At 65.6% G+C, this 25,633-nt stretch carries 30 protein-coding genes, 2 tRNA genes and 1 pseudogene; 8 read left to right on the top strand and 25 right to left on the bottom strand.

The window, feature by feature from the left end; translation table 11 throughout:
* Positions 1-17: 17 nt before the first annotated feature.
* The 5 genes from H9Q09_RS00295 to H9Q09_RS00275 are packed head-to-tail and all read right to left on the bottom strand — an operon-like array spanning position 18 to position 3,211.
* Positions 18-1,208, bottom strand: coding sequence for an NADH-quinone oxidoreductase subunit D (locus tag H9Q09_RS00295; RefSeq protein ID WP_009209805.1), 1,191 nt, complete (start codon positions 1,206-1,208; stop codon positions 18-20).
* Positions 1,201-1,638, bottom strand: coding sequence for a GFA family protein (locus tag H9Q09_RS00290; protein ID WP_024351149.1), 438 nt, complete (start codon positions 1,636-1,638; stop codon positions 1,201-1,203). The genes H9Q09_RS00295 and H9Q09_RS00290 overlap by 8 nt, the downstream gene beginning before the upstream one ends.
* A 15-nt stretch (positions 1,639-1,653) precedes the next feature.
* Positions 1,654-2,262 carry an NADH-quinone oxidoreductase subunit C gene (locus H9Q09_RS00285; RefSeq protein ID WP_024351148.1) on the bottom strand — a complete coding sequence of 203 codons (609 nt, stop codon included), beginning with the start codon at positions 2,260-2,262 and terminating at the stop codon, positions 1,654-1,656.
* Positions 2,263-2,270: 8 nt separating this feature from the next.
* Positions 2,271-2,855 carry an NADH-quinone oxidoreductase subunit B gene (locus H9Q09_RS00280; RefSeq protein ID WP_024351147.1) on the bottom strand — a complete coding sequence of 195 codons (585 nt, stop codon included), beginning with the start codon at positions 2,853-2,855 and terminating at the stop codon, positions 2,271-2,273.
* Entirely contained in the window at positions 2,846-3,211 is a 366-nt protein-coding gene (locus tag H9Q09_RS00275; RefSeq protein WP_024351146.1) for an NADH-quinone oxidoreductase subunit A, read from the bottom strand. The genes H9Q09_RS00280 and H9Q09_RS00275 overlap by 10 nt, the downstream gene beginning before the upstream one ends.
* Before the next feature lie 346 nt (positions 3,212-3,557).
* Here H9Q09_RS00275 and H9Q09_RS00270 point away from each other — a divergent pair, with 346 nt between their 5' ends.
* Positions 3,558-3,887 (top strand): hypothetical protein, encoded by a 330-nt coding sequence (locus tag H9Q09_RS00270; RefSeq protein ID WP_187389427.1) that lies wholly within the window; start codon positions 3,558-3,560, stop codon positions 3,885-3,887.
* A 142-nt stretch (positions 3,888-4,029) separates the two neighbouring features.
* Here the strand turns inward: H9Q09_RS00270 and H9Q09_RS00265 are convergent.
* Positions 4,030-4,106 (bottom strand) — tRNA-Asp (locus tag H9Q09_RS00265).
* A 623-nt stretch (positions 4,107-4,729) separates the two neighbouring features.
* On the opposite strand from H9Q09_RS00265, the gene H9Q09_RS00260 reads away from it, so the two are divergent.
* Positions 4,730-4,805, top strand: a tRNA-Val gene (locus tag H9Q09_RS00260).
* 91 nt (positions 4,806-4,896) lie between these two features.
* Positions 4,897-6,018: an NAD(P)/FAD-dependent oxidoreductase gene (locus tag H9Q09_RS00255; protein ID WP_187389426.1), complete on the top strand. Its 1,122-nt coding sequence runs from the start codon at positions 4,897-4,899 to the stop codon at positions 6,016-6,018.
* A 101-nt stretch (positions 6,019-6,119) separates the two neighbouring features.
* Here the strand turns inward: H9Q09_RS00255 and H9Q09_RS00250 are convergent, their stop codons facing one another.
* The 12 genes from H9Q09_RS00250 to H9Q09_RS00195 all read right to left on the bottom strand — a co-directional run bounded on the left by H9Q09_RS00250 (position 6,120) and on the right by H9Q09_RS00195 (position 16,720).
* Complete coding sequence (locus H9Q09_RS00250) at positions 6,120-7,220, bottom strand: YeeE/YedE family protein (protein ID WP_187389425.1); 1,101 nt, start codon at positions 7,218-7,220, stop codon at positions 6,120-6,122.
* A gap of 219 nt (positions 7,221-7,439) precedes the next feature.
* Positions 7,440-7,961: a hypothetical protein gene (locus H9Q09_RS00245; RefSeq protein WP_187389424.1), complete on the bottom strand. Its 522-nt coding sequence runs from the start codon at positions 7,959-7,961 to the stop codon at positions 7,440-7,442.
* Positions 7,962-7,975: 14 nt separating this feature from the next.
* Positions 7,976-8,509 (bottom strand): DsrE family protein, encoded by a 534-nt coding sequence (locus H9Q09_RS00240; RefSeq protein WP_210315164.1) that lies wholly within the window; start codon positions 8,507-8,509, stop codon positions 7,976-7,978.
* Between the two features lie 66 nt (positions 8,510-8,575).
* The gene (locus H9Q09_RS00235; protein WP_187389422.1) at positions 8,576-9,736 is read right to left on the bottom strand and encodes a c-type cytochrome; all 1,161 of its coding nucleotides are present in this window, start codon (positions 9,734-9,736) and stop codon (positions 8,576-8,578) included.
* Complete coding sequence (gene soxC, locus H9Q09_RS00230) at positions 9,720-11,015, bottom strand: sulfite dehydrogenase (protein ID WP_187389421.1); 1,296 nt, start codon at positions 11,013-11,015, stop codon at positions 9,720-9,722. The genes H9Q09_RS00235 and soxC overlap by 17 nt, the downstream gene beginning before the upstream one ends.
* Before the next feature lie 76 nt (positions 11,016-11,091).
* Positions 11,092-12,786, bottom strand: a complete 1,695-nt coding sequence (soxB, locus tag H9Q09_RS00225) for a thiosulfohydrolase SoxB (RefSeq protein ID WP_187389420.1) — start codon at positions 12,784-12,786, stop codon at positions 11,092-11,094.
* A 104-nt stretch (positions 12,787-12,890) separates the two neighbouring features.
* Positions 12,891-13,772, bottom strand: a complete 882-nt coding sequence (gene soxA, locus H9Q09_RS00220; RefSeq protein ID WP_210315163.1) for a sulfur oxidation c-type cytochrome SoxA — start codon at positions 13,770-13,772, stop codon at positions 12,891-12,893.
* A 48-nt stretch (positions 13,773-13,820) separates the two neighbouring features.
* A complete protein-coding gene (gene soxZ / locus H9Q09_RS00215; protein WP_187389419.1) occupies positions 13,821-14,147 on the bottom strand; it encodes a thiosulfate oxidation carrier complex protein SoxZ in 327 nt (108 codons plus the stop codon).
* Between the two features lie 82 nt (positions 14,148-14,229).
* Entirely contained in the window at positions 14,230-14,685 is a 456-nt protein-coding gene (gene soxY / locus H9Q09_RS00210; RefSeq protein ID WP_009209821.1) for a thiosulfate oxidation carrier protein SoxY, read from the bottom strand.
* 12 nt (positions 14,686-14,697) lie between these two features.
* Positions 14,698-15,156, bottom strand: a complete 459-nt coding sequence (gene soxX / locus H9Q09_RS00205; RefSeq protein ID WP_210315175.1) for a sulfur oxidation c-type cytochrome SoxX — start codon at positions 15,154-15,156, stop codon at positions 14,698-14,700.
* Between the two features lie 152 nt (positions 15,157-15,308).
* Positions 15,309-15,893, bottom strand: coding sequence for a thioredoxin family protein (locus H9Q09_RS00200; RefSeq protein ID WP_187389417.1), 585 nt, complete (start codon positions 15,891-15,893; stop codon positions 15,309-15,311).
* Positions 15,894-15,985: 92 nt separating this feature from the next.
* Positions 15,986-16,720 carry a cytochrome c biogenesis protein CcdA gene (locus H9Q09_RS00195; RefSeq protein WP_024351133.1) on the bottom strand — a complete coding sequence of 245 codons (735 nt, stop codon included), beginning with the start codon at positions 16,718-16,720 and terminating at the stop codon, positions 15,986-15,988.
* Positions 16,721-16,951: 231 nt separating this feature from the next.
* On the opposite strand from H9Q09_RS00195, the gene H9Q09_RS00190 reads away from it, so the two are divergent.
* From H9Q09_RS00190 to H9Q09_RS00180, 3 genes are all read left to right on the top strand, one after another.
* Complete coding sequence (locus tag H9Q09_RS00190) at positions 16,952-17,266, top strand: thioredoxin family protein (protein WP_228240432.1); 315 nt, start codon at positions 16,952-16,954, stop codon at positions 17,264-17,266.
* Between the two features lies 1 nt (position 17,267).
* On the top strand, positions 17,268-17,645 hold the full coding sequence (locus tag H9Q09_RS00185; RefSeq protein WP_024351131.1) for a metalloregulator ArsR/SmtB family transcription factor: 378 nt from the start codon (positions 17,268-17,270) through the stop codon (positions 17,643-17,645).
* An 80-nt stretch (positions 17,646-17,725) separates the two neighbouring features.
* Positions 17,726-18,859 carry a YeeE/YedE family protein gene (locus H9Q09_RS00180; protein WP_210315162.1) on the top strand — a complete coding sequence of 378 codons (1,134 nt, stop codon included), beginning with the start codon at positions 17,726-17,728 and terminating at the stop codon, positions 18,857-18,859.
* Between the two features lies 1 nt (position 18,860).
* Here H9Q09_RS00180 and H9Q09_RS00175 read toward each other — a convergent pair whose 3' ends face one another.
* The 4 genes from H9Q09_RS00175 to H9Q09_RS00160 form a co-directional block, all read right to left on the bottom strand.
* Complete coding sequence (locus H9Q09_RS00175) at positions 18,861-19,763, bottom strand: MBL fold metallo-hydrolase (RefSeq protein ID WP_187389416.1); 903 nt, start codon at positions 19,761-19,763, stop codon at positions 18,861-18,863.
* A gap of 338 nt (positions 19,764-20,101) precedes the next feature.
* Positions 20,102-21,316, bottom strand: coding sequence for a tyrosine-type recombinase/integrase (locus H9Q09_RS00170; RefSeq protein WP_187389415.1), 1,215 nt, complete (start codon positions 21,314-21,316; stop codon positions 20,102-20,104).
* 166 nt (positions 21,317-21,482) lie between these two features.
* A complete protein-coding gene (locus tag H9Q09_RS00165) occupies positions 21,483-22,046 on the bottom strand; it encodes a hypothetical protein (protein WP_187389414.1) in 564 nt (187 codons plus the stop codon).
* Positions 22,043-22,378: a hypothetical protein gene (locus H9Q09_RS00160; RefSeq protein ID WP_187389413.1), complete on the bottom strand. Its 336-nt coding sequence runs from the start codon at positions 22,376-22,378 to the stop codon at positions 22,043-22,045. Before H9Q09_RS00160 ends, H9Q09_RS00165 begins: the two co-directional genes overlap by 4 nt.
* 328 nt (positions 22,379-22,706) lie before the next feature.
* Here H9Q09_RS00160 and H9Q09_RS00155 point away from each other — a divergent pair, with 328 nt between their 5' ends.
* Complete coding sequence (locus H9Q09_RS00155) at positions 22,707-23,321, top strand: hypothetical protein (RefSeq protein ID WP_187389412.1); 615 nt, start codon at positions 22,707-22,709, stop codon at positions 23,319-23,321.
* Here H9Q09_RS00155 and H9Q09_RS00150 read toward each other — a convergent pair.
* The gene (locus H9Q09_RS00150; protein ID WP_187389411.1) at positions 23,270-23,506 is read right to left on the bottom strand and encodes a hypothetical protein; all 237 of its coding nucleotides are present in this window, start codon (positions 23,504-23,506) and stop codon (positions 23,270-23,272) included. The genes H9Q09_RS00155 and H9Q09_RS00150 overlap by 52 nt on opposite strands.
* Positions 23,507-23,576: 70 nt before the next feature.
* On the opposite strand from H9Q09_RS00150, the gene H9Q09_RS00145 reads away from it, so the two are divergent.
* Positions 23,577-23,984 carry a hypothetical protein gene (locus H9Q09_RS00145; RefSeq protein WP_187389410.1) on the top strand — a complete coding sequence of 136 codons (408 nt, stop codon included), beginning with the start codon at positions 23,577-23,579 and terminating at the stop codon, positions 23,982-23,984.
* Between the two features lie 96 nt (positions 23,985-24,080).
* On the opposite strand, the gene H9Q09_RS00140 is transcribed toward H9Q09_RS00145, so the two are convergent.
* Together H9Q09_RS00140 and H9Q09_RS00135 are read right to left on the bottom strand one after the other, a co-directional pair.
* Positions 24,081-24,257, bottom strand: coding sequence for a hypothetical protein (locus tag H9Q09_RS00140; RefSeq protein ID WP_187389409.1), 177 nt, complete (start codon positions 24,255-24,257; stop codon positions 24,081-24,083).
* A 454-nt stretch (positions 24,258-24,711) separates the two neighbouring features.
* A pseudogene (locus H9Q09_RS00135) lies at positions 24,712-25,584 on the bottom strand (IS3 family transposase); the annotation flags it as partial.
* Positions 25,585-25,633: the final 49 nt, after the last annotated feature.

Below are 25,633 nucleotides of genomic sequence, written 5' to 3'. Positions count from 1 at the left end.
CGTGGCGCCGTGACAAATCAACGGTCGACTTCGCCGAAGACGATATCCAGCGTGCCGAGGATCGCCGAGACGTCAGCCAGCATGTGGCCGCGGCACAGCATGTCCATCGCCTGCAGATGGGCGAAGCCCGGGGCCTTGATCTTGCAGCGATACGGCTTGTTGGTGCCGTCGGCGACCAGGTAGACGCCGAACTCGCCCTTCGGCGCCTCGACCGCCGCATAGACCTCGCCCTCGGGGACGTGGAAGCCCTCGGTGTAGAGCTTGAAGTGATGGATGAGCGCTTCCATCGAGCGCTTCATCTGGCCGCGCTTCGGCGGCACAATCTTGCCTTCGGTCGCCGAGACCGGGCCGGTGCTGTGCTCGCCGGTGAGCTGGGCGATGCACTGCTTCATGATCTTCACCGATTCGCGCATCTCGATCATGCGGATCAGGTAGCGATCGTAGCAGTCGCCGTTCTTGCCGACCGGGATGTCGAAATCCATCTCGTCGTAGCATTCGTAGGGCTGCGACTTGCGCAGGTCCCAGGCGACGCCCGAGCCGCGGATCATCACGCCCGAGAAGCCCATCGCCCAGGCATCCTCGATGCCGACGACGCCGATGTCGACATTGCGCTGCTTGAAGATACGGTTGTCGGTCAGAAGGCCTTCGATGTCGTCGCAGACCTTGAGGAACGGATCGCACCAGGCGCCGATATCCTCAATGAGCTGCTGCGGCAGGTCGGCGTGGACGCCGCCGGGACGGAAATAGGCCGCGTGCAGGCGCGAGCCCGAGGCACGCTCGTAGAAGACCATCAGCTTCTCGCGCTCCTCGAAGCCCCACAGAGGCGGGGTCAGCGCGCCGACGTCCATGGCCTGGGTCGTCACGTTCAGGAGATGCGAAAGGATGCGGCCGATCTCGGAATACAGGACGCGGATCAGCTGCCCGCGCTTGGGCACCTCGACGCCGGTCAGACGCTCGACCGCCAGACAGAACGCATGCTCCTGGTTCATCGGGGCGACGTAGTCGAGACGGTCGAAATACGGAATCGACTGGAGATAGGTCTTGTGCTCGATCAGCTTCTCGGTGCCGCGATGCAGAAGCCCGATATGCGGATCGACGCGCTCGACGATCTCGCCGTCGAGCTCGACCACCAGACGCAGCACGCCGTGGGCGGCCGGATGCTGGGGGCCGAAATTGATGTTGAAGTTGCGGACGTCGATCTCAGCCATGCGGCGTTTCCTGCTGCGGCGCGACCTTCGCGAAGAATTCGGCGCCCGTCATCTGTTCGGTCTCGTTGGCGAAGGCGTACCAGGACGGCTTCGAGTCGATGAAGATTTCCTGCGTCAGCTGCGTGTTGCTTAGGCCGTCGAACAAAGTCGCCGACATGGCGTAGTGCTCACCATCGAGGCTGCGCCAGAAAAGCGAGGTACCGCAGACCTTGCAGAAGCCGCGCTCGCCCCAGCCGGAGGAGCTGTAGGTGGCGATGAGGTCGGTCCCGGCGGCTACCACGTTGCTGGCGCCGTCGAGCGCCATGAACGGGCCGGCGGTCCAGCGGCGACAGGTGTCGCAGTGACAGACGCCGACGTCCAGCGTCTCAAAATCGGCATCGATCCGCACGCCGCCGCAAAGGCACTTTGCCTGAAGCCGCTTCGTCCCCATCACACGCTCCCTGCGCTACTGCTTGGCCTTCTCGTCTCCCGGCAGAACATACTCGGTTCCTTCCCAGGGGGACAGGAAGTCGAAATTGCGGAATTCCTGCCGCAGCTCGACCGGCTCGTACACCACCTGCTTCTTGGCTTCGTCGTAGTGAACCTCGACGAAGCCGGTCAGCGGGAAGTCCTTGCGCAGCGGATAGCCCTCGAAGCCGTAGTCGGTGAGGATGCGGCGCAGGTCCGGATGGCCGGTGAACAGGATGCCGTAGAAATCGTAGGCCTCGCGCTCGAACCAGTCGGCGCCGGCGAAGACGCCGGTCACGGACGGCACGGGCGCGTCCACGCCGGTGCGGACCTTGATGCGGATGCGCTGGTTCTGGCGCGGCGACAGCAGGTGATAGACCACCTCGAAACGCTCTGCGCGCTCGGGATAGTCGACGCCGCAGATGTCGACCAGATTGATGAACTGGGTCTGCGGATCGTCCCGCAGGAAGGTCAGCACCCGAACGATATCGGCCGGCGCGACGATCAGCGTCAGTTCGCCGAACGCCGTGATCGTCTCGATCAGCGTGTCGCCGAGCGTCTCGACGACATAGTCGGTCAGATCCTTCGTAGCGTGTTCGCGAATCATCTCAAACCTCAGCGCTCGATCGTGCCGGTCCGGCGGATCTTCTTCTGCAGAAGCAGGACGCCGTAGAGCAGAGCCTCGGCCGTCGGCGGACAGCCCGGGACGTAGATGTCGACCGGGACCACCCGGTCGCAGCCGCGCACGACCGAATACGAATAGTGATAATAGCCGCCACCATTGGCGCAGGAGCCCATCGAGATGACGTAGCGCGGCTCCGGCATCTGGTCGTAGACCTTGCGCAGCGCCGGGGCCATCTTGTTGGTCAGCGTGCCGGCGACGATCATCACGTCGGACTGGCGCGGCGAGGCGCGCGGCGCGAAGCCGAAGCGCTCGGCGTCATAGCGCGGCATCGACATCTGCATCATCTCGACGGCGCAGCAGGCCAGGCCGAAGGTCATCCACATCAGCGAGCCGGTGCGGGCCCACTGGATGAGATCCTCGGTCGAGGTGACGAGAAAGCCCTTGTCGGCCAGCTCGTTGTTGACGTCGGTGACGAAGGGATCGGCCGTCGGCGCGACCATTTTCGGCCCGGCGACGCCGGCATCCGTCGATGGTGCATGTGCGACGAGCGGGCGGGACGTATCGATCAATCCCATTCCAGTGCTCCCTTCTTCCACTCGTAGATGAAGCCGACCGTCAGGACACCGAGAAACACCATCATCGACCAGAAGCCGAACCAGCCGAGGGTTCCGAAGGTCGCGGCCCACGGGAACAGGAAGGCGACCTCGAGGTCGAAGATGATGAACAGGATCGAGACGAGATAGAACCGCACGTCGAACTTCATGCGGGAATCGTCGAAGGCGTCGAAGCCGCACTCATAGGCGGACAGCTTCTCGTCGTCCGGCGCCTTGAACGCCAGAAGGAACGGAGAGACCAGTAGGGCCAGTCCGATGAGAAGCGCGACGCCGACGAAAATGACGATCGGCAGATAGGATGCGAGAAGTTCGGGCATCTCGATGTCCCCAGAATCAATGGCGACCGATCGGACGGCCGCAAACTCGCGATCATCCCTTCCGCAGGCCGCCGGAGAGCCGATCGGACCGGAGGCACCGGGGATCGGCGGATCGTGACGGCGAAAACAAGGGCCTTTCGCGCTGCGGCGAGAACTATCGCCTTCTCCCTGGCGAAGCAAGGCGGGAAGCACCGGTATCGGGACCTGCGATCCGGGGCCGCAGGGCGCCTGTCGGCAGCGCCGGATCGGCACCCTGCGGGCGGAGCCGGAGCGTGGCCGTTGCGTTCCGACCCCAGGCGTCCGACGATCATGCCGGGCGGGAGCGTCCGCGAGTGGAGGAGCAGTCATGAACATGCGTGAGGACAAGGTCACGGACTGGCGCGCGATGCGCGAGGCGCCGCGCGACGGCAGCCGCATCCTGGCGACCGTGCGGGCCAGCGAGCAGGGACCGGCCGAGGTGGACGTGGTGCGCTGGGCCGCGCCGCGCGGGGCGTTCGAGCCGGAGTGGATCGCCACCGATTCCGACCCGGCCTGCCCGGTCACCTATGGCGACGACGAGCTGGTCGCCTGGATGCCGATCCCCTCCCCGACCCTGCCATCGGCGGCAGCGGAGACATCCTGGCCGCAGCCGGCCAACGAACAGGATTTCGAGGAGGAATCGGGATCGGGCATCTGAGCCGGACGCGCAAAGCAGATCAGCTGTCGCGATCGGCCCGCGAGACGCGCCATGGGGCGTCCGGACGCGCGACGCGCCGACGCTGCCTTGCGGCAGCCATCGGGGCTCGTCGGTTCGGAACTGATTGTTCTGAAAGAAAAAGTGGCGCGAGTGACGGGGCTCGAACCCGCGACCTCCGGCGTGACAGGCCGGCACTCTAACCGACTGAGCTACACCCGCGCTCCACCGCTCGGAAGCGGCTGATGAGCGGTCGTTTACGGCCAAGACCGGGGAGTGTCAAGCGACAAGCCGGGACAAAAATCATCGCAGTGCAAGATGATCCGGCTGCGCCGCACGGAAGCCCGGTTTACCGCGGTTTTGCGACGATGGAACGACACGCGGATTGCCGGGACGAACCGCTGCCGACTCTGCTCGCAGCCAGAATCAGGACGAATCGAACGGCATCTTTTTCGCGATTCCGGGGTGGATTCGGATCGATGGGGCGAGACCGGAACGCCATCGCCTTCTTTCCGGGTCCGCCGCCGGACATGGTCGCCGCCGATCAGGCCCTGAGGCATCTCCTTGAGCATCGCGATGTCGACCGGTGCCGGCGCGCGAACCTGCTGGCATCGAGGACGATGAGCTTGAACCCGGAGACTATCCGACGACGCCGCGAGCAACAGGGCAGAGCACGACGATCTACGCCCAAGCTCACAGCGGCTCCTGTCGGCACGGCCGCCGGATGGCAGCCCTCCAACGGATCGGCTACGGATCGTCGCGGTCGGCTCCCACAGGCCGGCGCACCGCTACAGGCGAATGGCGGGCTTGCGGCGCGGTGCGGAAAACCCTAGAGATTTGCGCGCGGGCGATTAGCTCAGTTGGTAGAGCGCCTCGTTTACACCGAGGATGTCGGCAGTTCGAGCCTGTCATCGCCCACCATTCCCGCCGCGGACGTCGCCGTCTCTCCGGCCCCCATCGCGTCTGCCATGCCCCGCCCCTTCAGATCATTTGACATGCGGAAACCGGGTTCATGAGTGATACGGACTGCGTCGTCGCCGGCGCCGGGGTCGTTGGCCTTGCGATCGCGCGGCGCCTGGCGCTCGCCGGACGCGAGGTGCTGGTGCTGGAAGCGGCCGACCATTTCGGGTCCGAGACCAGTTCGCGCAATTCCGAAGTCATCCACGCCGGCATCTACTATCCGGTCGGCAGCCTGAAGGCGCAGCTCTGCGTTGCCGGCCGCAAGGCGCTCTATGCCTATGCCGGCGAGCGCCACGTGCCGCATGCGCGCACCGGCAAGCTGATCGTCGCCACCTCCGAGGCGCAGGTCGCCCGGCTCGGCGAGATCAAGGAGAAGGCGGCACGCTGCGGCGTCGACGACCTCGTCCTTCTGACCGGTGCGGCGGCGATGGAGATGGAGCCGGCGCTCACCTGCGTTGCTGCCCTCCACTCGCCCGCGACCGGGATCATCGACAGCCACGCCCTGATGCAGAGCTATCTCGGCGATCTCGAAGCGGCCGGCGGCCAGGTGGTGTTCAACACCACGATCGCCTCGGGCCAGCTGGAAGATGGTGGCGTCCGGCTCGTCACCCGGGACCGGGCAAGCGGCGAGGAGACCGAGATCACCACCGATCTCCTGGTCAATGCCGCCGGTCTGCATGCCCAGCGTCTCGCCGGCGCCATCGACGGCTTTCCGGCCGATCACGTTCCGGCCGCGACCTATGCCAAGGGCAATTACTTCGCCGCACCGGGACGCACGCCATTCGAGCGGCTGATCTATCCGGTGCCCGAGGATGGCGGCCTGGGTGTCCACCTGACCTTCGATCTCGGCGGCCAGATGCGCTTCGGCCCCGATGTCGAGTGGATCGACGGGATCGACTATGGCGTCGATCCCGACCGGGCGGCGGGTTTTTACGCGGAAATCCGGCGCTACTGGCCGGGCCTGCCGGACGATTCGCTGACCCCGGCCTATAGCGGCATCCGCTCCAAGCTGTCGGGGCCGGGCCAGCCGGCGGCCGATTTCCGCATCGACGGGCCACAGGTCCACGGCGTCGATGCGATGGTCAATCTGTTCGGGATCGAGAGTCCGGGCCTGACCGCGAGCCTGGCGATCGCCGATCATGTGGCCGACTGTCTGGGCCTGCAGAAGCGATAATCCTAAGAAAAGCCGGATTGCGGCGCGTTTCAGCCGTGGCGGAAGCCGCCACGGCGCGCAGTGCTGCTGATGCTCAGCGAGGCTGACGCCGTCCTACGGAGCTATTCGGCCGGCGAGAGCGACGCGTCGTGCAGCGTGTCCGCCGCGGGCGACCGCTCCCGATCGATGAAGCGATCCGCCAGAGCGGCGCCCACAACCATCGCGGCAAGGCCAACCAATGACGAGACCGCCAGCACCGCGCCGCCGGTGAAGCCCGCGCCGATCGTGCAGCCGACCGCCAGGATGCCGCCGAAGCCCATCAGGACGGCGCCGATCGTATAGCGCAGCACCGACGGCGTGCCGGGCTCGGAGAAGGTCGCGATGCGGAAATTGCCGAACAGGATCGCCGCGAGGAACGCACCGACGAGCGTGCCGATCAGGACGCCCTGATCGAGACCGAAGAAGCTGTCCGGATCGGTGGCAAGCGCGCCGGTGGTGGCCAGCGGCCGGATATAGGACAGGCTCTCGGCCTGGATCGGCTCGAACACCTGCAGCGACAGGGTGTAGGTGAAGTACCAGCCGGCGACGACGCTGGCGCCGACGCCGATGCCGCCGATGAAGCGCCAAAGGGAGACCTTCGAGACTAGCGCAAGGGCCAGCGCCGAAACGGCAAGGATCGCGCCGATGGCAATGCCGGCTTCCTGGCCGAGGCCGGCATGGGCGAGGAGGTCATTGCCGCCGATAGCCGCCGTGCTCCACAGGCCGCCCGCGGCGTCGCGCAAGGGGACGAGGACGCCGCTATAGGTCGCCAGACCGACAATCGCGACGATCACCGACGTATAGAGGGCGCGCAGATTGCCCGATGCCGCCAAGACGATCATCCGGGAGACGCAGCCGCGCGACAGCACCATGCCGAGGCCGAAGACGAGGCCGCCGATGATGGCGCCGGACAGGCTCTGGGCGGTCGAGAAGAAGCGCGTCTCGCGCACGTCGACATAGCCGTAATTGAGCAGGAGCTGGATGCCGAGCACCGCGACCGCGAATCCGCCGGCCCAGACCGCCAGCGCGGACAGGTCACGCCGCCGGGTGAGGTCCAGAACGGCCGAGCGCGTGCAGAAGGCGCTGCGCTGGGCGAAGATGCCGAACAGGCCGCCGACGACGGCGCCGCCGATCAGGGCGGTCGCATTCTCGCCGACGAGATCGATCAGGGGAACGAAATCCATCGCCATATGTCCCGGTGCCGTTGCAATAGCCGGAACATATGCGGAGTTCGCGATGTATTCGCGCTACAGGAATGCGGCCCGGGGCAGCAGGCGGAAACAGCTTTTCGGCAAACGGGCGCGGCGTGGATTCTCGTTCCACCCGGCCGGTATCGGTCAGGTTCGGGCGTTCTCGACGGTGTCGCGACCGGCTGCTGAAGCCGAAAGGGCTGCGCCGGGCGGTTACGGCTTGACGATGGTGTAGCCGGTCTCGTCGAGGCGGATCAGCTCGGCGACGCCAGCCTCCACCTCGTCGGCGAAGGAGACGATCTCGGGCCGCTCGCCTTCGGCCTGCTCGAGCGAATCGAGCGTGTTGCCGCAGGCCACGAAGCCGACATTCGGCATGCTCTGGTCGAAGGAGGTCAGCCGCTCCATCACCGGGGTGCGCTCCGGCCGCAGCATCTCGATTCCGGGGCCGTAGACGACGATGCGGATCTCCACCTCCTCGGCCTTGGCCGTGTAGAAGCGCGAGACATTGGCGGCGATGTCGAGCGCCGACCGCATCGCCGCCTCGTCATTGTCGGAGACCTGCAGCGCCAGCTTGTGGGTGACGAAGCCGCCGTCGTCCTCAGCCTCCTGCGCCGCAGCCGCGGTGACAGTCTGACCGGCCGCCAGCATGGCGGCAAAGGCGAAGACCAGACCGGCCAGCGCCGCGGTCAGCCGGGTGCGCCGGAGCGCGATCGGTGCGGGGGCGTTGCTGGCCATGGTCTCGCCTTTCGTTATTGAAGCTCGAGCTCGGGGTATTTCGCGATCACGTCGTCGCGGTTCATCCGCGGCGTGAGCGCCGGATACATGTAGCTGTAGCCGGCATTCTCGTATTTCGCGATGTCGATCACCGCCGCCGGGACGACGGTGAACAGGTCGTAGAATTCGTCCGGCGCGTAGCCCCGGCCCTTGGCGGCGTTGCGGCAGATATGGAACTCGACACCCTCGTCGGCCAGTTCCTTGACTGCATCATACACATCCGGGAAGGCCGCGCGGTTGAGGCGCGAGAAGCCATGCAGCTCGTTGCCATGGGCGACGACGACGAATTTCGAGCCCTCGAAATCGCCGAACTCCTTGGCGGCCTTGATGTGGTTGCGGATGAAGCCGAGCGCCCGCACGCCGTCGAGCGGGGCATCGAAATTGAAATCGTAGAGCACCTTCTGCGCCTCGTACTGCACGGGCTCGAAGGACGATTTGTCGTCCGGACCGGCCTTGGCGGCGAGCGACGACGCGACCAGCGCGGCGGCGGCTAGGAGGGCGATTTTCATGACGATGCCTTTCACTCGGGTCTAACCCGGGCCCGCAGGCCCGGCGCGGACCCCACCGGCCCCGCGTCAGTCGACGTTACCACCCGCCGGCCCTTCGGCGCCACTGTCCGGCGTCACGTCGAGAACCTGCGCCCGCGAGGTGATCGACACCGGACCTGGCTTGCAGTCCGACATGCAGGGATCGGCATCGGCCTTGTAATGGGCCTCCGATGCGCGGTCGTCGGGGATGAAGGCGCCGGCATTCGGCATCTCGATCGCGGTGAAGTTCTTGTCGGACAGTTCGAACTCTTCGTCGGTCACCACATCGTTCAGATACAGGACATAGGCCGTCAGCGCGTAGACGTCGTCGTCGCTGAGCGACCGCGCATTGCCGAAGGGCATGGCCCGCCGGACGTAGTCATAGGCGGTCGACAGATGCGGCCAGTAGGAGCCGACTGTCTTTTCGGGCCGTTCGCGGGTGAGCGTGTCCCGACCGCCGGCCAGCACCGGCCAGCGGCCCCTGCCCTCGCCGAAATCGCCATGGCACGAGGCGCATTGCTCGGTGAAGATCACCTCGCCGTCTGCGACCGTGCCGCTGCCGACCGGCAGTCCCTTGCCGTCCGGCCGGATGTCGATGTCCCAGGCGGCGACTTCCGCCTCCGTCGCGGCACGGCCGAGACGCAGCGGCCCCGTGGACGATTCGCTATGCTGCGTTGGCGCGCTCGCCGGCGTGGCGCTGCCGTGCGGCGATGCCTGCGCCACCGCGTCCGGCTCCGGCTCCGCTTCGGCTTCGGCTTCGGGCTGGGCGGGAGCATCCTCGGCAGGGGCCGGTGCCGCCTCGGCGGCCTGTTCAGCCGAGAAGGTGGTGAGATAGGCCAGGAGATCGGTGACCTCCTTGTCCTTCTTCAAACCGGGAAACGCCATGCGGTTGCCCGGCAGCATGCCGCGCGGATCGGCGAGATAAGCCGCCAGCGTCTCGTCGTTCCAGACGAGACCTTCCGCCCCGGCGGTCTTCACGACGGGCGAGTAATTGTAGTCGTCGAGGCCACCGGCTGCGCGACCGTAGAGGTCGTTGAGATGCGGGCCGATCTTGTTCTTCGCGCCCTCGCCGACATCGTGGCAGGCGCGGCAGCGGTTGAAGACCTTCTTGCCGGCGGCCGCATCCCCTTCCTGCGCCAGTGCCGGCGCGGCGAACAGGCCGGCAGCGATCATGGCAACGGCGAGGATCGTTTCAGGACACTTCGACATTCTCGAGCCCTCCCTCGGCGTTCAGGTGCCAGGTCTGGATGCCGTTGTTGTGGTAGATGGAGTTCTCGCCCCGCGCGGCCCGCAGCGCGGACTTCGTCGGCTGGACGAAGCCCTCTTCGTCCATGGCTCGCGACTGCAGCAGCAGTTCGGAGCCGTCCCAGTCGAAATCGTAGTAGAAGCGGTGCAGCGCCATCGGCAGGCTCGGCCCGTCGATCCGCGCTGCATGCCAGTTGCGGCCGCCGTCGAGGGACACGTCCACCCGCTTGATCCGGCCATTGCCCGACCAGGCGAGTCCTGTGAGGACGGTGCGACCGCGGCCATGGGTGATCGGCGCCTGCGGGCTCGGATTGGTGATGACCGACTTCACCTCCATGCCCCAGGTGAATTTGCGCGCCCTGCCGTCCGCCAGGAGGTCAGTGTATTTCGAGGTTTCCTCGCGCTGCTCCCAGGGCTGATCGCCGACCTCCAGCCGGCGCAGCCACTTGACCCACATATTGCCTTCCCAGCCGGGAACGACGAGCCGCACCGGGTAGCCCTGTTCGGGCCGCAGCGCTTCGCCATTCATCTTCCAGGCGACGAGGCAGTCGTCGAGAGCCTTCTCCATCGGGATCGAACGGGTCATCGCCGCGGCGTCGGCGCCCTCGGCGAGCAGCCATTTGCCGGCGGTCTTTACCCCGGCCTCCTCCAGCAGGTAGCGGAGCGGCGTGCCGGTATACATGACGCAATGGACCATGCCGTGGGTGAACTGGCAGCCATTGAGCTGGGCGCCGCGCCATTCCATGCCGCTATTGGCGGCGCATTCGAGGAAGTAGACGCGGTTCTCGCGGGGGAAGCGCTTGAGATCCTCCATGGTGAAGACCAGCGGGCGATCGACGAGGCCGTTGATCATCAGGCGATGTTCGTCCGGCGGCACCTCGGCGATCCCGGCATGGTGGCGCTCGAAGCAGAGGCCGTTCGGGGTGATGATCCCCTCCAACTCGTGCAGCGGCGTGAAACTCACCGAACTCGTCGCATCGGCCGTCAGCCAGGAGACGTCCCGGCGCACCACATGGGCCTCGAAGGGCGACGGTGTGCCATAGGGCCGCGCCACCACGCCTTCGCCGAGATAGCGGTTCCAGTCCTGGATCTCGGTGATCGCCGGATCCCCGCCGGCCGGGGCCGCGGTTGCGCTCCGCAGGCCGGCCAGCCCCGCGGCTGCGGTTCCGCCGATCGCAAGACCACGCTTCAGGAGGTTGCGGCGGGAGAGGCCGCGTTCGCTCGTTCCGGGTCCGTCGCTCATCCGCATTCCTCCCGACATATAAATATATGATATTTTGCATATATCATGCGGCAAGGCGCCTGTCGAGGCGCGGCTGTCAGCCCCGCACGGTGACGCTGCGGTTTTCCGTCGGCGAAATCTCGGAGTGCCCCTTCAGATAGCTTTCCACCAGATCCCAGATCGCCGGTCCCTCGGTGCCTTCGTTCACCGACGCCCAGCCCGCGACGACATAGTCGCGCCCGGCTTCGATCGGCTCCTGCGTGGCGAGGATGGTCATGTCGGAGATCCGCGATCCGATCTCCTTCGTCGGATCGATGCCGTAGCCGAGTCCGCCGACACGGACCATGTCGCCGCCCTGCTGGTAGTAGGGATCGGCGTTGAAGAGATTGTCGGCGACATCCTCCAGCACCGCCTTCAGCATCTCGCCGCTCATCGTGTTGCGGTAGACCTCCGGATAGGTCATGGCGCAGACGGTGTGCAGATCCTCGACGGTGATGTCGCTGCCGGCGGGGACGGACGTGCCCCATCTGAAGCCCGGCGACAGCGCGATCTCGGCGTCGCGTTCGGCGAGCAACGCGTCGCAGATGACGTCGTCCCAGGTGCCGTTGAAATTGCCGCGCCGATAAAGCAGCCCGTCGGTGTGGCCGATGACCCGCTGCAGTTCGTCCGCATAGGGCGCGCGCACCTCGTCGATGACGGCGGCCATCTCCGCGTCCGGGGTGATCACGTCGGAGAAGACCGGGATCAGCCGGTAGCGGAAATCCTTCAGGCGTCCGTCGGCAATGTCGAGATCGAGGCGGCTGAGGAACTTGCCGTTCGAGCCCGAGGCGATTAGCAGCGTGTTGCCGACCTGCACCGGCTCGGGCAGCGCGTCGTGGGTGTGGCCGGTCAGGATGATGTCGATGCCGTCGACCCGCGAGGCCAGCTTGCGGTCGACGTCGAAACCGTTGTGGGACAGGAGCACGACGAGATCGGCCCCGGCCGCCCTCGCCTCTTCCACATGGGCGGCGATCTGTTCGTCGCGAATGCCGAAGGACCATCCGGGGATCAGCCAGGAGGGGTTGGCGATCGGCGTATAGGGGAAGGCCTGGCCGATCACCGCGACCTTGGAGCCGCCGCGTTCGAACATCTTCCATGCCTCGAAGGCCGGCTCGTCCCATTCGCGGTCGAAGATGTTGGAGCCGAGGAACGGGAATGGCAGGGCGGCGATCGCCTCCTCCACCCGCTCGGTGCCATAGGTGAACTCCCAATGACCGGTCATGGCGTCGGGCGCGATGACGTTCATGGCCGTGATCATGTCGGCGCCGGCGGTCCTGTTGGCCGTGTAGCTTCCCTGCCAGGTGTCGCCGCCATCCAGCAGCAGCACGTTGTCGTCGCCGCGCTCCGCCCGCGCCCGACGGACGATGGTCGCGATCCGGTCGAGACCGCCCATTCGGCCGTAGCGCGAGGCGAGCGCCGAGAAGTCCTCGGAGGTCAGCGCATAGGCGTCCGGCGATCCCGGCGCGATGTCGTAGAGCTTCAGGAAGTCCGCGCCGCTGACATGGGGCGGCAGCCCGGCGACCTCGCCGATGCCGATATTCACGGCGGGCTCGCGAAAGAAGACCGGCTTGAGCTGGGCGTGGATATCGGTGACGTGGAGCAGCGTCAGATTGCCGAAATCGGGGGCGCCGAGCAGGGCGTCTTCGCTGAGCGCCTGCTGGGCGGCGGCGCGGGACCAGCGCCCCGACAGACCGGAGCCGGTGAGCGCCGCAAGCGCGACGGTCGCGGTCAGAAACTCACGTCTGGAGAACATGGCTCACCCCCGGTCCGGATCGCATGGGCGGGCCGGACTTGATTCCGTATCGAATTGTCAGATGCGCGAGGGGCGGCCGCAGCCGCCGCCCTCGCCGCGGCCGGCTACTGGCGAACGGCCGGCGTCTCGACCGACAGGCCGCCACCGCGCCAGGCCGTATAGACCTCAAGCGCCATCAGCTCGTCGGAGAAGGCCTTCGGGAACTCGGCCCGGGTATCGCGAATGCAGCCGCGGAAACGGTTGTGCAGCGACACGAGATTGGCCTGCTTCAGCCGATAGGTCGGGAAGCCGTTGGTGTTGCCCTGGCTGAGGTGGTCGGCGCGGATATAGCGACCGTTATTGTCCTCGTGGCAGGAGGCGCAGGACAGGTTGAGCTGGCCGGTGCGCAGGTAATAGCGCTCCTTGCCCCGCTCCCACCAGCTCATCATCTCGCCGGCGGCCAGATCCACCTCGACGGGCGTTCCCAGTGACTGGTGCTTGATGAAGGCGGTCAGGTCCTTCTGGTCCTGGGCGTCGAACTTGTAGGGCTCGGCCTGCATATGTTCGGTCCGGCAGGCGTCGATCTGCAATTCGACATTGATCGGCCTGCTGTTCGCCGCGTCCCATTTGGGATAGCTGGCGCCAACGCCGGCCATGCTCTCCGAGGCGTCCTCGTGGCAGGTGGCGCAGGACTTGCCGGCGGCGCCCTCTACCGTGTTCCAGATATCCTCGCCACGCTCGACATTCAGCATGCCGGGATTCTCGAAGCTGTCGGACTCGACCTGACGCGTCTCGGCCTCGCGGTAGAGCCAGCCGGAGCGCACTTCGTCGAAGGGATGTCCTTCAGGCTCGCTCGGCGCGGGGGCGACGGTGATCATTTCCTGGCCGTCGATGGACAGGCCCTCGTCGACCGGGTCGGCGAGAGCACCGGAAACGAGCGTGAGACTTCCCAGGCAGGACACACTCAACAGGGCGATAACAGTCTTCTTCACGCAATTTCCTCCCATTTCGAGGCTCGGCGCCGGACCGACCGATACCGCTCCCCCGTCCGGCGTCTATTTGACCTCGATGGTCTGTTCGTCGGTGTAGGTCTCACCGTTGTCGTCCACCCAGGTGAACTTGAACGTCCCGCTTTCGGGCACCTTGGCGGTGAACTCGAAATAGGGGTTGGCCGACACGGCCGGCTCGATCTCACACTCGAACACCTTGGTTCCGTTGAACTCGCAGGTGAACTTATTGATGATCTGCCGCGGGATCGGATTGCCGTCCTTGTCCTTGCGCTGGCCGGATTCCATCTCGTGGCTGATCAGGGTCTTGATGGTGATGACCTCCCCGGCGCTGGCGCTCTTGGGAACCTTCACTCTCGGCTTCGGCGTTGCCATGTCTCGTTCTCCTGGAGTGACCTTCCGCCGTTGCAGGCCGGGTCACGCATCGATCCTCGTGGGTGAAGCGGTCGCCTCGGCGTCAGCCGCCGCAGCCGCCGATCGTCACCTTGACTTCCTTGCGATCCGAATAGGTCGAACCATCGCTCATCTTGGCAACGGCGATGACGTTCTGGGTCTTGGCCAGCCGGATGCGCGTCGTCGCGGCGGCGGCGCCGCTCATCGGCGTGAAGTGGAAGGTCGCGACCTCGGGATTGGGATTGCCCTCGGCGAAGATCGTGACCGATTCCACGTAGCTGTCGTCGGTCATCGGGCTCTCGACATCGACGGAGATCGGCACGGTGTTGCCGTTCTCGGCGATCTCGGGCGCCGTCAGGGTGATCTTGCCGGTCTCCGGCGTCTTGCCGCCGGTGAAGTCCGCCAGCGCCTTCTCGGTCGCCTCGACCGTGGCAAAGGCCCGGCCCGGCGCGAAGGCGAACATGCCCGCCGTGGCCGCTCCGGCGGACAGGGCGAAAAGCTTGCGTCTCGTCACGTACATGGAATGTCCTTCCTATTCGCCCTTGAGCGTCGCCAGATAGGCGACGACGTCTTCGACCTGCTGGGCCGAAAGGATCGTCTTGCCCTGGAATTTCTCGGCCACGTCCACGCCGACATCCAGCGTATAGAAGCCCGGCATGATGGTCTGCTCGCCGAAGATTTCCTTGGCGTTCGCGACGATCGCGCGGATCTGGCCCGGCTCCCATCGTTCGGCGACGCCATCGAGCGCCGGTCCGACATTACCGTGGAAGAGCTCGCTTTCGAGGTCCTGCACCATGTGGCAGGCAAGGCAGTTGCCGAGACCGCGATTGGCGAAGACCTTGCGTCCCTCGACCGGGTCGCCCGGCTGACCGGTCAGCGAATCCGCCACCGCCATGTCCGCGAAGGACACATCGGCCGGGGCGGTTTCTGCAGCGAGTGCCAGCGGCATCACGGCCACGGACAATGCAAGGCTCAGCGCGAACGAACGCATCATGGACAAGGCTTCCTCCCGAATGTCGGCTTTGGGTAGCCGATCTGCTTGGATCCTGTCGACCCAGTAAAGCAGGACGGCGACATCAATTCAAGTATTGTTATTTTCGAATGTATTGTAGCAGTGCAATAATCTTGCTGCGCTGCAGCAAGTCATTCGGTCGTTTCCATCGCCCCGCCGTCGGCCGCCAGCTTGCGCGCATGGTATTTCTGGAAGTGCTCGTCGCCCTCGTAGCCCTTCTCGCGAACCCACTGGAACATATGCAGGAACGTCGACTTGCCGAAGGCGCCGGGCATGGTCGCGACAGCCGCCTCCCCGACGGTTCCGTCCTCCGGCGCAATTTCCGGCATGAACAGGATGGTCGGGGTGAAAACGACGCTCCAGCGCCGGGCCGCAGTCTTCTCCGACAGCGACGATCCGTCCAGATCGGTGACCTCCTCGTCGCCGAACATGTTGTACTGCACCACGTTGAAATTCGCCGTGATGTAGTCGCGCACCTGCGGATCGGACAGCACCTCCTCGTGCATCTTGCGGCAATAGATGCAGCCGCGCTGCTCGAAGACGATGGCGAGGCGCTTGCCCTCCTCGCGGGCGGTCTCGATGTCCTCGGCGACGTCGCGGAACGACAGTGAGAACCAGGGCTGCTTGTGCAGGCCATCGTCGCCGATCTCGGCGGCGTGAGACAGCGTCATGGCGGCCAGAAACGCCACCAGCGACAGCATGAAGATCCGTGCCATATCGTCCTCCTCGACGTGCGATCATCCCTGGCGCGACCGACTGGGGCCCCGCCCTGCATGTGCCCGCCGCCCACGGGGCGGCCGGCTTCCTTCTAGCCGATCGTCGCGAAGACCGGAAAGGTCTCCAGCAGCCAGTAGGAGATGGTGGCCATCTGTCCGGTGACGAACAGGATGCCGGTGAAGACCAGCGCGCCGCCCATGATCTTCTCGACCGTCGCCATGTGCCGGCGCATCCGAGCCGCAAAGGCCAGGAACCTTGTGGCGAAGGCGGCGGCCAGCAGGAACGGCACGCCGATCCCGATGGAATAGGTGGCCAGCAGCCCGGCGCCGCGCAGCGCGGTGTCCTGCGACCCGGCGACGAAGAGGATTGCCGCCAGCACCGGCCCGACGCAAGGCGTCCAGCCGAAGGCGAAGGCGAGGCCGATGACATAGGCGCCGAGCGGCCCGGCGGGCTTCTGGGCGACGTTCACCCGCGCCTCACGATAGAGCAGCGACAGCCGGAAGACGCCGAGAAAGTGCAGGCCCATGATGATGATGATGATGCCCGCAACGACCGACAGGACATCGAACCACTGGGCGATCACCTGCCCGACCAGGCTCGCCGTAGCGCCGAGCGCGACGAAGACCGTGGTGAAACCCGCCACGAAGGCCAGCGAGGCCAGCATGATCTGCCGTGCCACGGCCGGTTCGGTGCCGCGTTCGCGAACCTGGTCGAAGCTCAGCCCGGCCAGATAGGCGAGATAGGGCGGAACGATCGGCAACACGCAGGGCGAGACGAAGCTGAGAAGCCCCGCCAGCAGTGCGGCGCCATAGCCGACATCGAGCATTTGGACGTTTCCGATTGCGAACTTATCTGAGGCCGGCAACGGTCGCCGGCTTGCTCCGGCGGGATCCGGCCATTAGATAGAAGAATGCATATGTTATCATCTATTGCAATTCCATCGACCGGGCGCCCGCGCCGCGCCGTTGGGCGATTCGGACGGTCGATCGTGGCCGCGCTTTTCGCATGGACGCTGCTGGGTGTGACCGCAAGCCCGTCCCTCGCCGCCGAACTCCTGATGCTGGAACGGCCCGGCTGCATCTGGTGCGCGCGTTTCGACGCCGAGATCGCGCCGGCCTATCCGAAAACCGAGGCCGGCCGCACCGCACCGCTGCGCCGGGTCGACGTCAGCGAGCCGTGGCCGGACGATCTGCAGCATATTGCACCGGAGCGGGTGACACCGACCTTCATTCTGGTCGACAATGACCGTGAGATCGCGCGGCTGCGCGGCTATCCCGGCGAAGACTTCTTCTGGGGCCTTCTCGACGACATGCTGGCCGACCTGCCGGCCAGGACCGCGGCTTCGCGCGCACCGACCCGACCGAGCGAGTGACTTGAGCAATCTGACCAACTGGGCCGTTCCCAAATTCGATCCCTCGACCTCTCCGGAAGAGACCGAGGCCTTCTTCGCCCAGGCCCGCAAGGCGAGCGATCTCCTGAAGGCGATGTCGCACGAAACGCGGCTCGTCATCCTGTGCCTGTTGTCGGAGAAAGAGCGCTCCGTCGGCGACATCGAGTCGATCCTGTCGATGCCCCAGGCGGCGGTGTCGCAGCAGCTCGCCCGGCTGCGCTTCGACCGGCTGGTCAAAACGCGGCGCGAGGGGCGCACGGTCTATTACAGCCTCGCCAGCGAGGAGGTCACGTCGCTGATCGGGACGCTGTACGAATTGTTCTGCGCGCCCGTCAGAGGCGCGCCGGACGCGCCGCGCTGAGCGTCTTCGGCGGGTGAGTAGCCCGCCGGGTACGACGGCGATCGGCTTGTAAGCGCTGCGGGCCGGGCATAGGCTCGCAGATGGATGCGCCCCTCGGGCGCTCGGGAGGCACCGACATGCTGGTGGAAAGCGGCCTTGCGCTGCCGCTGGCGGGACTGCTCGCCGGCACGGCGATGGGCTATGTCGCCCGCAGACATCACTTCTGCACTCTCTCCGCTCTGGAACGGCGCTGGTACGCCGGCGACGACAACGGCCTGCGCGCCTGGGGCCTCGCCATTCTCGTGGCGATCGTGCTCACCCAGCTTCTCGTCCTTGCCGGCCAGTTCGCCCCGGAGCAGAGCTTCTATCTCACCCCAGCCTTCGGCTGGACCGGGGCCATCCTCGGCGGCCTCGCCTTCGGTGTCGGCATGGCACTGGTCGGCACCTGCGGCTTCGGCGCGCTGGTGCGGCTCGGCGGCGGCTCGCTGCGCGGGCTGGTGGTCATCATCGTGCTCGGCCTGTCGGCTCTCGCCGCCCAACGCGGCGTCTTGGCGCTCGGCCGCGTCGCCCTCGTCGATTCGCAGGCCTACGACCTGACCCGGCTCGGGGCGCCCGACCAGACCCTCGGCGCCGTCGCCAGCGCGCTTGCCGGCCGCGACCTCAGATGGCTGATGACCCTCGCCGTCGTCGCGGCGCTCGGCACCTGGGTTTTCCGCTCCGCCAGTTTCCGCAGCGACCGCGGCAAGATCCTCGCCGGCACCGCCATCGGCGCGGCCGTCACCTTCGGCTGGCTGGCGACGACATGGGTCGCCACCCGATCCTTCGCGCCGGTGCAGGTCGAGAGCGCCTCCTTCGTGGTGCCGCCCGGCGACCTGATCCTGCAGATCGTCGCCTATACCGGCGCCCTGCCCGATTACGGCGTCGGGCTGGTTCTCGGCGTGGTGGTCGGCGCGGCGCTTGCCGCCTGGCGTCGCGGCGATGTGCGCTGGGAAGCCTGCGACGACGCCCGCGAGCTGTCGCGGCACCTCGTCGGCGCCATGCTGATGGGGGTCGGCGGCGTGTTCTCGCTGGGCTGCACGATCGGCCAGGGCATCTCGGCCGCCTCGCTGCTCACCATCTCGGCGCCGATCGTGCTGATCTCGATCGCCATCGGCGCGCGGCTGGGCCTCGCCTACATCCTCGAAGGCTCGATCCGCCACGCCTTCCGCGGCATCGAACGGCGGCCGGCCGAATAGCTCAGGCGCCCGGCACGAAGCGATAGGCGGTTCCGTCCGCCTCGACACGGCCCAGCCCGCCCTGCGGCAGGTGGAAGCCGACGAAGCGCAGCCTGTCGGCCGCCAGGCGGTCGAGCAGACGGCGGCGGGTCGCAGCGCCCATCTCGGGGTCCTGGTCGGCGCCCCATGGCAGATCCGGCCGCGCGAAGGAGACCGGATCGTTGGAGATGGCGTCACCGACCACCATCGCCGGCGCATCGAGGCCGTGCAGCACGAAGGCGCAATGGCCCGGCGTGTGCCCGAAGGCCGCCATGGCCTCGACGCCGGCAACCGGCTCGGAGCCGGCATCGAACAGCGTGGTTCTCTCTTCGATGGCATCGAAGCGGCTGCGCGCCCCGACGACGAAGTTCTGCCGCTCTTCCGGCAGTCCGGTCAGCGCCGCCTCGGAGCGCCAGAAATCCCATTCGGTGCGGCAGACATGAAAGGCCGCCTCGGGAAAGGCGATCTCGTCGAAATCGTCGAGGACGCCCCAGATGTGATCGGGATGGGCGTGGGTGAAGATGACGTCGGTGATCGCTCCGGGGTCGATGCCCGCCGCGTCGAGACTGTCCGGCAGGCGGCCGGCGCTCGGCATGAAGTTCGGGCCGGAACCGGCATCGAACAGCACCAGACGTTCGCCGCTGCGGTAAAGGGTCAGATTGCAGGGCGGCGTAAGCACCGTCTCCTCGCCCGTCGCCGGAAGACCGAGCTGCCGCCGATCCTCGTCCGGCAGGCCGGACAGGAGAAACGACGCCGGCAGTTCCAGATGGCCATCGCTGAGTGTCGCCAGCGGATCGCCCGGCGATGCCGCGCGGACCGTACCCCCGGCCGCGATCGCGCCGGCCAGGGCGGCCCCGCCAACCATCAGATTGCGTCGCGTGATCATGGCGTCCTCCCGTCAAACCCGTTGACCGCATTCATACATGCGCTTTTCGCGATGTATAGGCGTCGAGAGAGGACGGAGCCCGCCTGCGTGACCCCGGCCATCGCGGGGCAAAGGCGCGAAACGCCTGCGCCGGCAGCTTCCGCGCACGCCGCAGAACAGCGACTAAACGTCTGAGAGAATGATCGGGAAATCGTGCGCTCGACGAAGACGGGTATCGTCTTCGGAGAAATGCTGGTCGGAGTGGCAGGATTCGAACCTGCGACCCCCTCGTCCCGAACGACTCTCACCAGCCTGCTTTTCCCGCATTTCCGGTCATTTTGACGCCCCGTTGACGCCCTTTAGACTCCCTTTTGGCCTTCAAAACGTCGGGAAACTGTCGGGGAACCATGACGGCTTTTTTGGAAAGCGTTGCCCGCAGCTCTGTGGCTGTCGGGGTGATGATGACCATAGACCCACTCGACCATTTCGCGAGTCATCGACAGGTAGGCGGCCACGTCATTGACCGACACCTTGTCCTTCAGCATCCAGGTAGCGCAGGTATGGCGCATGGTGTGAGCGACGAACGGATGCGCAGGGCCAAAGACCGCGACCAGGGCGTTCGACATCGCTTTGCGTGGGTTCACGGGACGCCCTCGGTACTCCACTAAGAACCGGGCGGGAGGCCCCATGACGTAATTGCCCTTCTGATCGAGACGGTAGTGGTCGCGCCGCCATCGCGTCATATGCGCCAAAAGGCGGTCCGGAATGCGAACGGCGCCTGCCCGTTTCTTCGTCGCCTTCTCGACCGCCGGTTTGCGATAATAGATGCCCTCGTCGAGATCGACATGTGGCCGAGTCTCGTCATAGTCGAAACTCGCTTGGTATATGCGGGCCGATCGTGACCCCGTGTAGACCCCCGTCAGAATATAGGGGATGAGGTGCCGCAGGTGCCGCTTCTGCGTCGGCGCCCCTTTCTGAATCTCGCGGGCCGTCCAGCAGTACCGAAGAAGCTTGGCCACTTCCGACCGGGTCAGCCAATCGACGCGCGCCTCCTCTTTCTCGGGCAACGTAATCGCCACGTATTCACGCAAGAAGCCGCGCCGCGTATGAAGACGGATCGCCGCCTTGAGGTCTTGGAGTTCACGCCTGGCGGCGGACTGGGATCCGCGCTTCTCGGCATATTCTTCGCATGTGATGTCACGAATTTCGGCGGCGGTCATCGTGCCCCAAAATTCCAAGAGCTTGCGGATGCGGCCCGCCAGTTCGGTGGGGTTGGCGACGGCTTTTGGGCCGTCACCCTTGCGCTCCCAGTAGAGGCGCAGCGCGTCGGCGATCATGACCTCGCTCGCCGGCGCGCCTTTCTCGGGTTTCAGTTTCGCGTGCTGTTCGCCGAGATAGACCCGGAGCGCCTCTTGGGCTCCGGCAACGTCATCAGGGCTGCAGCCAGTGCTGCGTTTCGTCGATCCGTCGCGGATGACCCAGACAGCGGACTGATGGAGCTTTCCGTCCCGGTATCGGGCCTTCTCCAGTTCGATTCGGGCGGGCTTACGTTGACGAGGCATCGACGCCTCCATTCCACGATGCCTTCCCGCGTGACGTAGTAGCTGCGGCCATGTTTCTCTGCCGGTAGGAGGCCGGCCTGGATAGCCGATCTCAATTGACGGGGGGTGAACACGCCCCCCAGCTCCGGGAGACGCGCAGCTTGCGGGAGGGGGATAGGCGCTTGTGCAGACGTCTGCATCATGCGGGCCTCGAAACCGAGGCCGCGGCATGCGACGTGCAGTAGACCTTCCCAGCCATCGGGCAGCCGCACACGTACAGAGCGGCGCCACATTCCCTGACCGGCCAACGGCAGCCGGTCTTGTTGTCGGCGAGACGGACCCCGCCTCGGGTCCCGAACAGGGTAGTCCAAATGTCGACGACTCGGCCTTCGCCCAAGATATCCCGCTTGGTCTTGCGGTACGCCGCGGCTTCCTTGCGCTCTGCTGCGCCGGCGGCGTCCCGGACCTCGGGCTTGCGGCGCTTCTCGGCGTAGCGGCGACGGGCCCCTTCCCGACGGCGGTCGATAGCCATCTGGCGGCGCGCCCTCTCCTCCTCCGTGTCCCGCGGCTTGCGCCGTGGGGCCGAGGGGCGGATAACCCGAATATCAAGGCGGTCCCAGAGGCCGATGACAGCGTTACGGGTGAGCCCGGGGGGCAGCGACTGTAGCTGTTCGGAGATCCGCGAAGCGGAATGCGTAGGGGACAGTTCCCGGACCTTCGCGATCTGTTCGGGAGTCCTAGGAGCGGCAGGAAGACGGCTCACGCGCGACCTCCTTCCATCTCCTGCAACAGTGCGGCGTGACCGTCCCGCGACGGCCGGTCCGGGTAAAATGAGGCAAGCCAGCCCGCCGTGCAATCGACGTCGGCTTCGCTCCGCATAGGAGGAAGGTAGCTGTCACTGGCGATGTGGCCGCCGGCAATCCCACCGTCGGCGAGAAGGTGCAGCTCGCAGTCGTACAGCGTATCAGACGCGTAAATCATCAGACGCGACGTCGCCTCGATCAAGGCCGTGTCGGCACCTTTCATCTCGACATGCACAACGTGCCGCTCGTCTGGCGAACCGAGGTCAATGACCCCGACAATCAACTGAAACATTGTCATTCCCCTTTTGTCCGGACCTTCGATCCGACGCACGCCGACAACTCTCACAGCAGCCGATCATCTTTACAGTAAATATGGCTCACTCGTGTGTCCAGTCCCGTTTCGATTGATTCGGGACAGTGGTGGCTTGCGGCGCTCTTCCTGCGCCCTTCCCGGTTACTTCAGTGGGTTCGCTGATTTGTGAGACTGACACCGTGTCCGCTTTCCCTTTCCTCCGCCATTTACCGTCCCATTAACATTTTCATATTCTTTACGAACTTTCAGCCTCCGTTGCTAGCGTGCGTTCTGCCGGCCGGAGAGCCGCATGCCCATGGAGACTGCCATGTTGAAAGCCCTGCAATCCCTTCTGAAACGGACGGTCTCGGCGATACGCCGTGCCGCTCACCGTGTCGCCCTCGTCATCGACGGCGTCGTTGTCGGCTGGCGCCCTGTCGTCGCTGCCGACACGTTCGACGAACCCGACTATACGGCATTCAACGACAACGACCCGGTCTCGCAGGAATCTCGGCATCTCGCCGCGACGTTCCGCAACTGCCACGAGGGCCACACCTTCGTCCGCGCCTGCCGGGCACGCCTCGACGGCGGCATCCCTCTGTTCGGCGACCTGTTGACCGAGCACGACAAGGCTTGGATCATGGGGGCTGACTATCCCGATCTCCTGCGCGTCGCCGAGGCGGACCCGATGGCCGTCTACAACTGGGCGCAGGGTTCGGAAGAGGCCATGCCGGGTCTTGAGCGCCCGAGCTGCCGCGCCGTCCGCCTGGCTGAGGCCGCGAACGTCGAGAACGAACGGCACGACATGCAAGCGATCATGCGCCGTGTGATGCGGAGGATGGCGGCGATGGGCCATGACGATCCAGACCCGGACGAGGTCGAGCGCCGGGCCTATGAAGAGATCGCCACCATGCGCAAGATGCGCTTGGCTGCGGCGAGCTGACGGTCGGCCTCGGCGAGGGCGCGCTCGGCGGCGATCCGTCGGGCGCGTTCACGGGCATAGACGTCGTGAAGATCCATTTCGGCGCGGCGCTGGAGATAGCGATCGATGCCCACGTCAACAGCCGAATTAAAAGCCATCACGCTGATTGCGGCGCCAGCATGGGCGAAAGCGACGGGATAAGCCATCAGAGGTCTCCGTACCTGAATGCGGCCGTTGCCGCGGGGAAGAGAGACCAGATCATAGAGGCGCTAAGAAATGATGAACAGCGTGCCAACATCGACCGCCCTGACTTCTTCCAGAGATCGCAAGAGAGCGCGGGCGCAGGCCAAGCGGAGCTATACTAAGGACTGGCGTAAAGAGCGCGAAGGCGCGGCCAAGCCCGAGGCCCGGGTTGTGGACCGGACGATCCTGGGGGCGATCGGGCGCACGATGCTGAAGCAGGACGGCCACCTCGTCGTCCCCGTGGAAGACGCTCTCGAGCTGGCGATCGCGACGATGGTGGCGCAGGGATACCGCCGGAGGGAGGTGGTCGGCATGGTCCGTCGCCGGATGGCCTGGTTGCAGGGTCAGCATGCATTGATATGCACACAAGCTGGTCTGAAAGTGCCCCACTGCCCCGTTAGTCTGACACACGCCGTACCTCATAATGTGTCTACGGCGTAGACATAAAAAGGGGGCCGAAGCCCCCCCCCTTTTTCCCATGTGCAGACATATGCAGTCAGAGCTGCGGCGCGACAATCAGGGTGAGAACACGTATTCTCATCCAGATTGTCGCGCTACACAGAGCGGCGTCACTTCGAATAGATCTGCGGCCACGACCGCGATGCGGTCGGTCTGGCCTGGGCGCAGGATCGACAACGGCGACATGGGCAAGACCGCCTCGGTCATGTGGCCCAGAATGTGCCACTCGATCTGCCCGCGGTCGAAATCCGCCAAGCCCCCGGGCCTGCGCCGCCTTCTCCATCTTCCGGAACCGCTCGCCAAACCGATCTTTCGGGTCCGCCTCGTCGATTACGCGAGCCCACGACCCTACCTGGCCCTTGGTTCCGTGCCCGTACCGCAGACGGCCGGCGGGTGATGTGCCACTCGCCGTGACCGCTAGTCTTGCTGTCCGACAGGCTCGTGTAGACTGACGTAATAGGCCGATCGGCCAGGACCGCGAGCTGGCGGGGCGAAATGACTGTGGCCGATGCCGACTGAGCGGCCATGGTCGCCGCTTTAGCGCTTTTATCTTTCTCGCCGTAGCGGCGTACGAACGGCGTAACCGTGGCCTGGACCCGGCGCCCCTCGGGCGTAACGGCGAGGCAGTCCCTGTCCATCACCGCAGACAGAGGTGGCTCGGTTTGTCTGAACAGGCTCATCGGCCTGGTAAGTGGATTGCCTGCCGGGTTTAGGCCGCTGCGAGAAGCGGCCGGTTGAAGTAGGCGTGGTCCGGTGTTCTCCGCCCCAAGCTCGAATGCGGGCGTCGTCCGTTGTAAAATTTCAGGTATCTGCCGATCGATGCCCGGGCATGGCTGACGGTCTCATAGGCCCGGAGGTAGACCTCCTCGTATTTCACGGACTTCCAGAGCCGCTCAACGAAGACGTTGTCGCGCCAGGCGCCTCTGCCGTCCATGCTGATCTTGATGCCCTCGGCCATCAGGACCTTCGTGAAGTCGATGCTGGTGAACTGCGAACCTTGATCCGTATTGAAGATCTCGGGCTTGCCGAACCAGCCTATGGCCTCCTCTACAGCCTCGATGCAGAAGTCAGCTTGCATCGTGATGGACAGCCGCCAGCTCAGCACCCGCCGGCTGAACCAGTCGACGACGGCGGCAAGATAGACAAAGCCGCGGGCCATCGGGATGTAGGTGATGTCCATCGCCCAGACCTGATTGGCCCTCGTCACTTGCAGCCTGCGCAGGAAATAGGGATAGATCTTGCGGCCCGGCGCTGGTTTCGAGGTGTTCGGCCTGCGGTAGATCGCCTCGATCGCCAGTCGCTTCATCAGCGTCGCGACATGAAGGCGGCCGACGACAATGCCTTCCCCGGCGAGGAGGTCGCGTAGCATCCGGCTCCCGGCAAATGGATATTCCAGATGCAGCTCGTCGATCCGCCGCATCAACGCGAGGTCGGCAGGGGGAACCGAACGCGGCAGGTAGTAGACGCTCCCCCGGCTGATCCCGAGTTCACGTGCCCGCCGGGCGATCGGCAGATCGTGCGACCGGTCGATCATCGTTTTGCGCTCGGCAACAGTCCGACCTTGTCGAGCGCGCCTTCCAAAACGTATGGCTCGCCCCGACTGCAAGGAATTTCTTTTCCGGCTCTTCAGT

The organism is Aurantimonas sp. DM33-3, assembly GCF_014334315.1.
Lineage (GTDB): Bacteria > Pseudomonadota > Alphaproteobacteria > Rhizobiales > Rhizobiaceae > Aurantimonas > Aurantimonas coralicida.
Note: the sequence above shows the minus strand (reverse complement) of the source record. Positions and strands in the feature narration are given on the sequence as shown.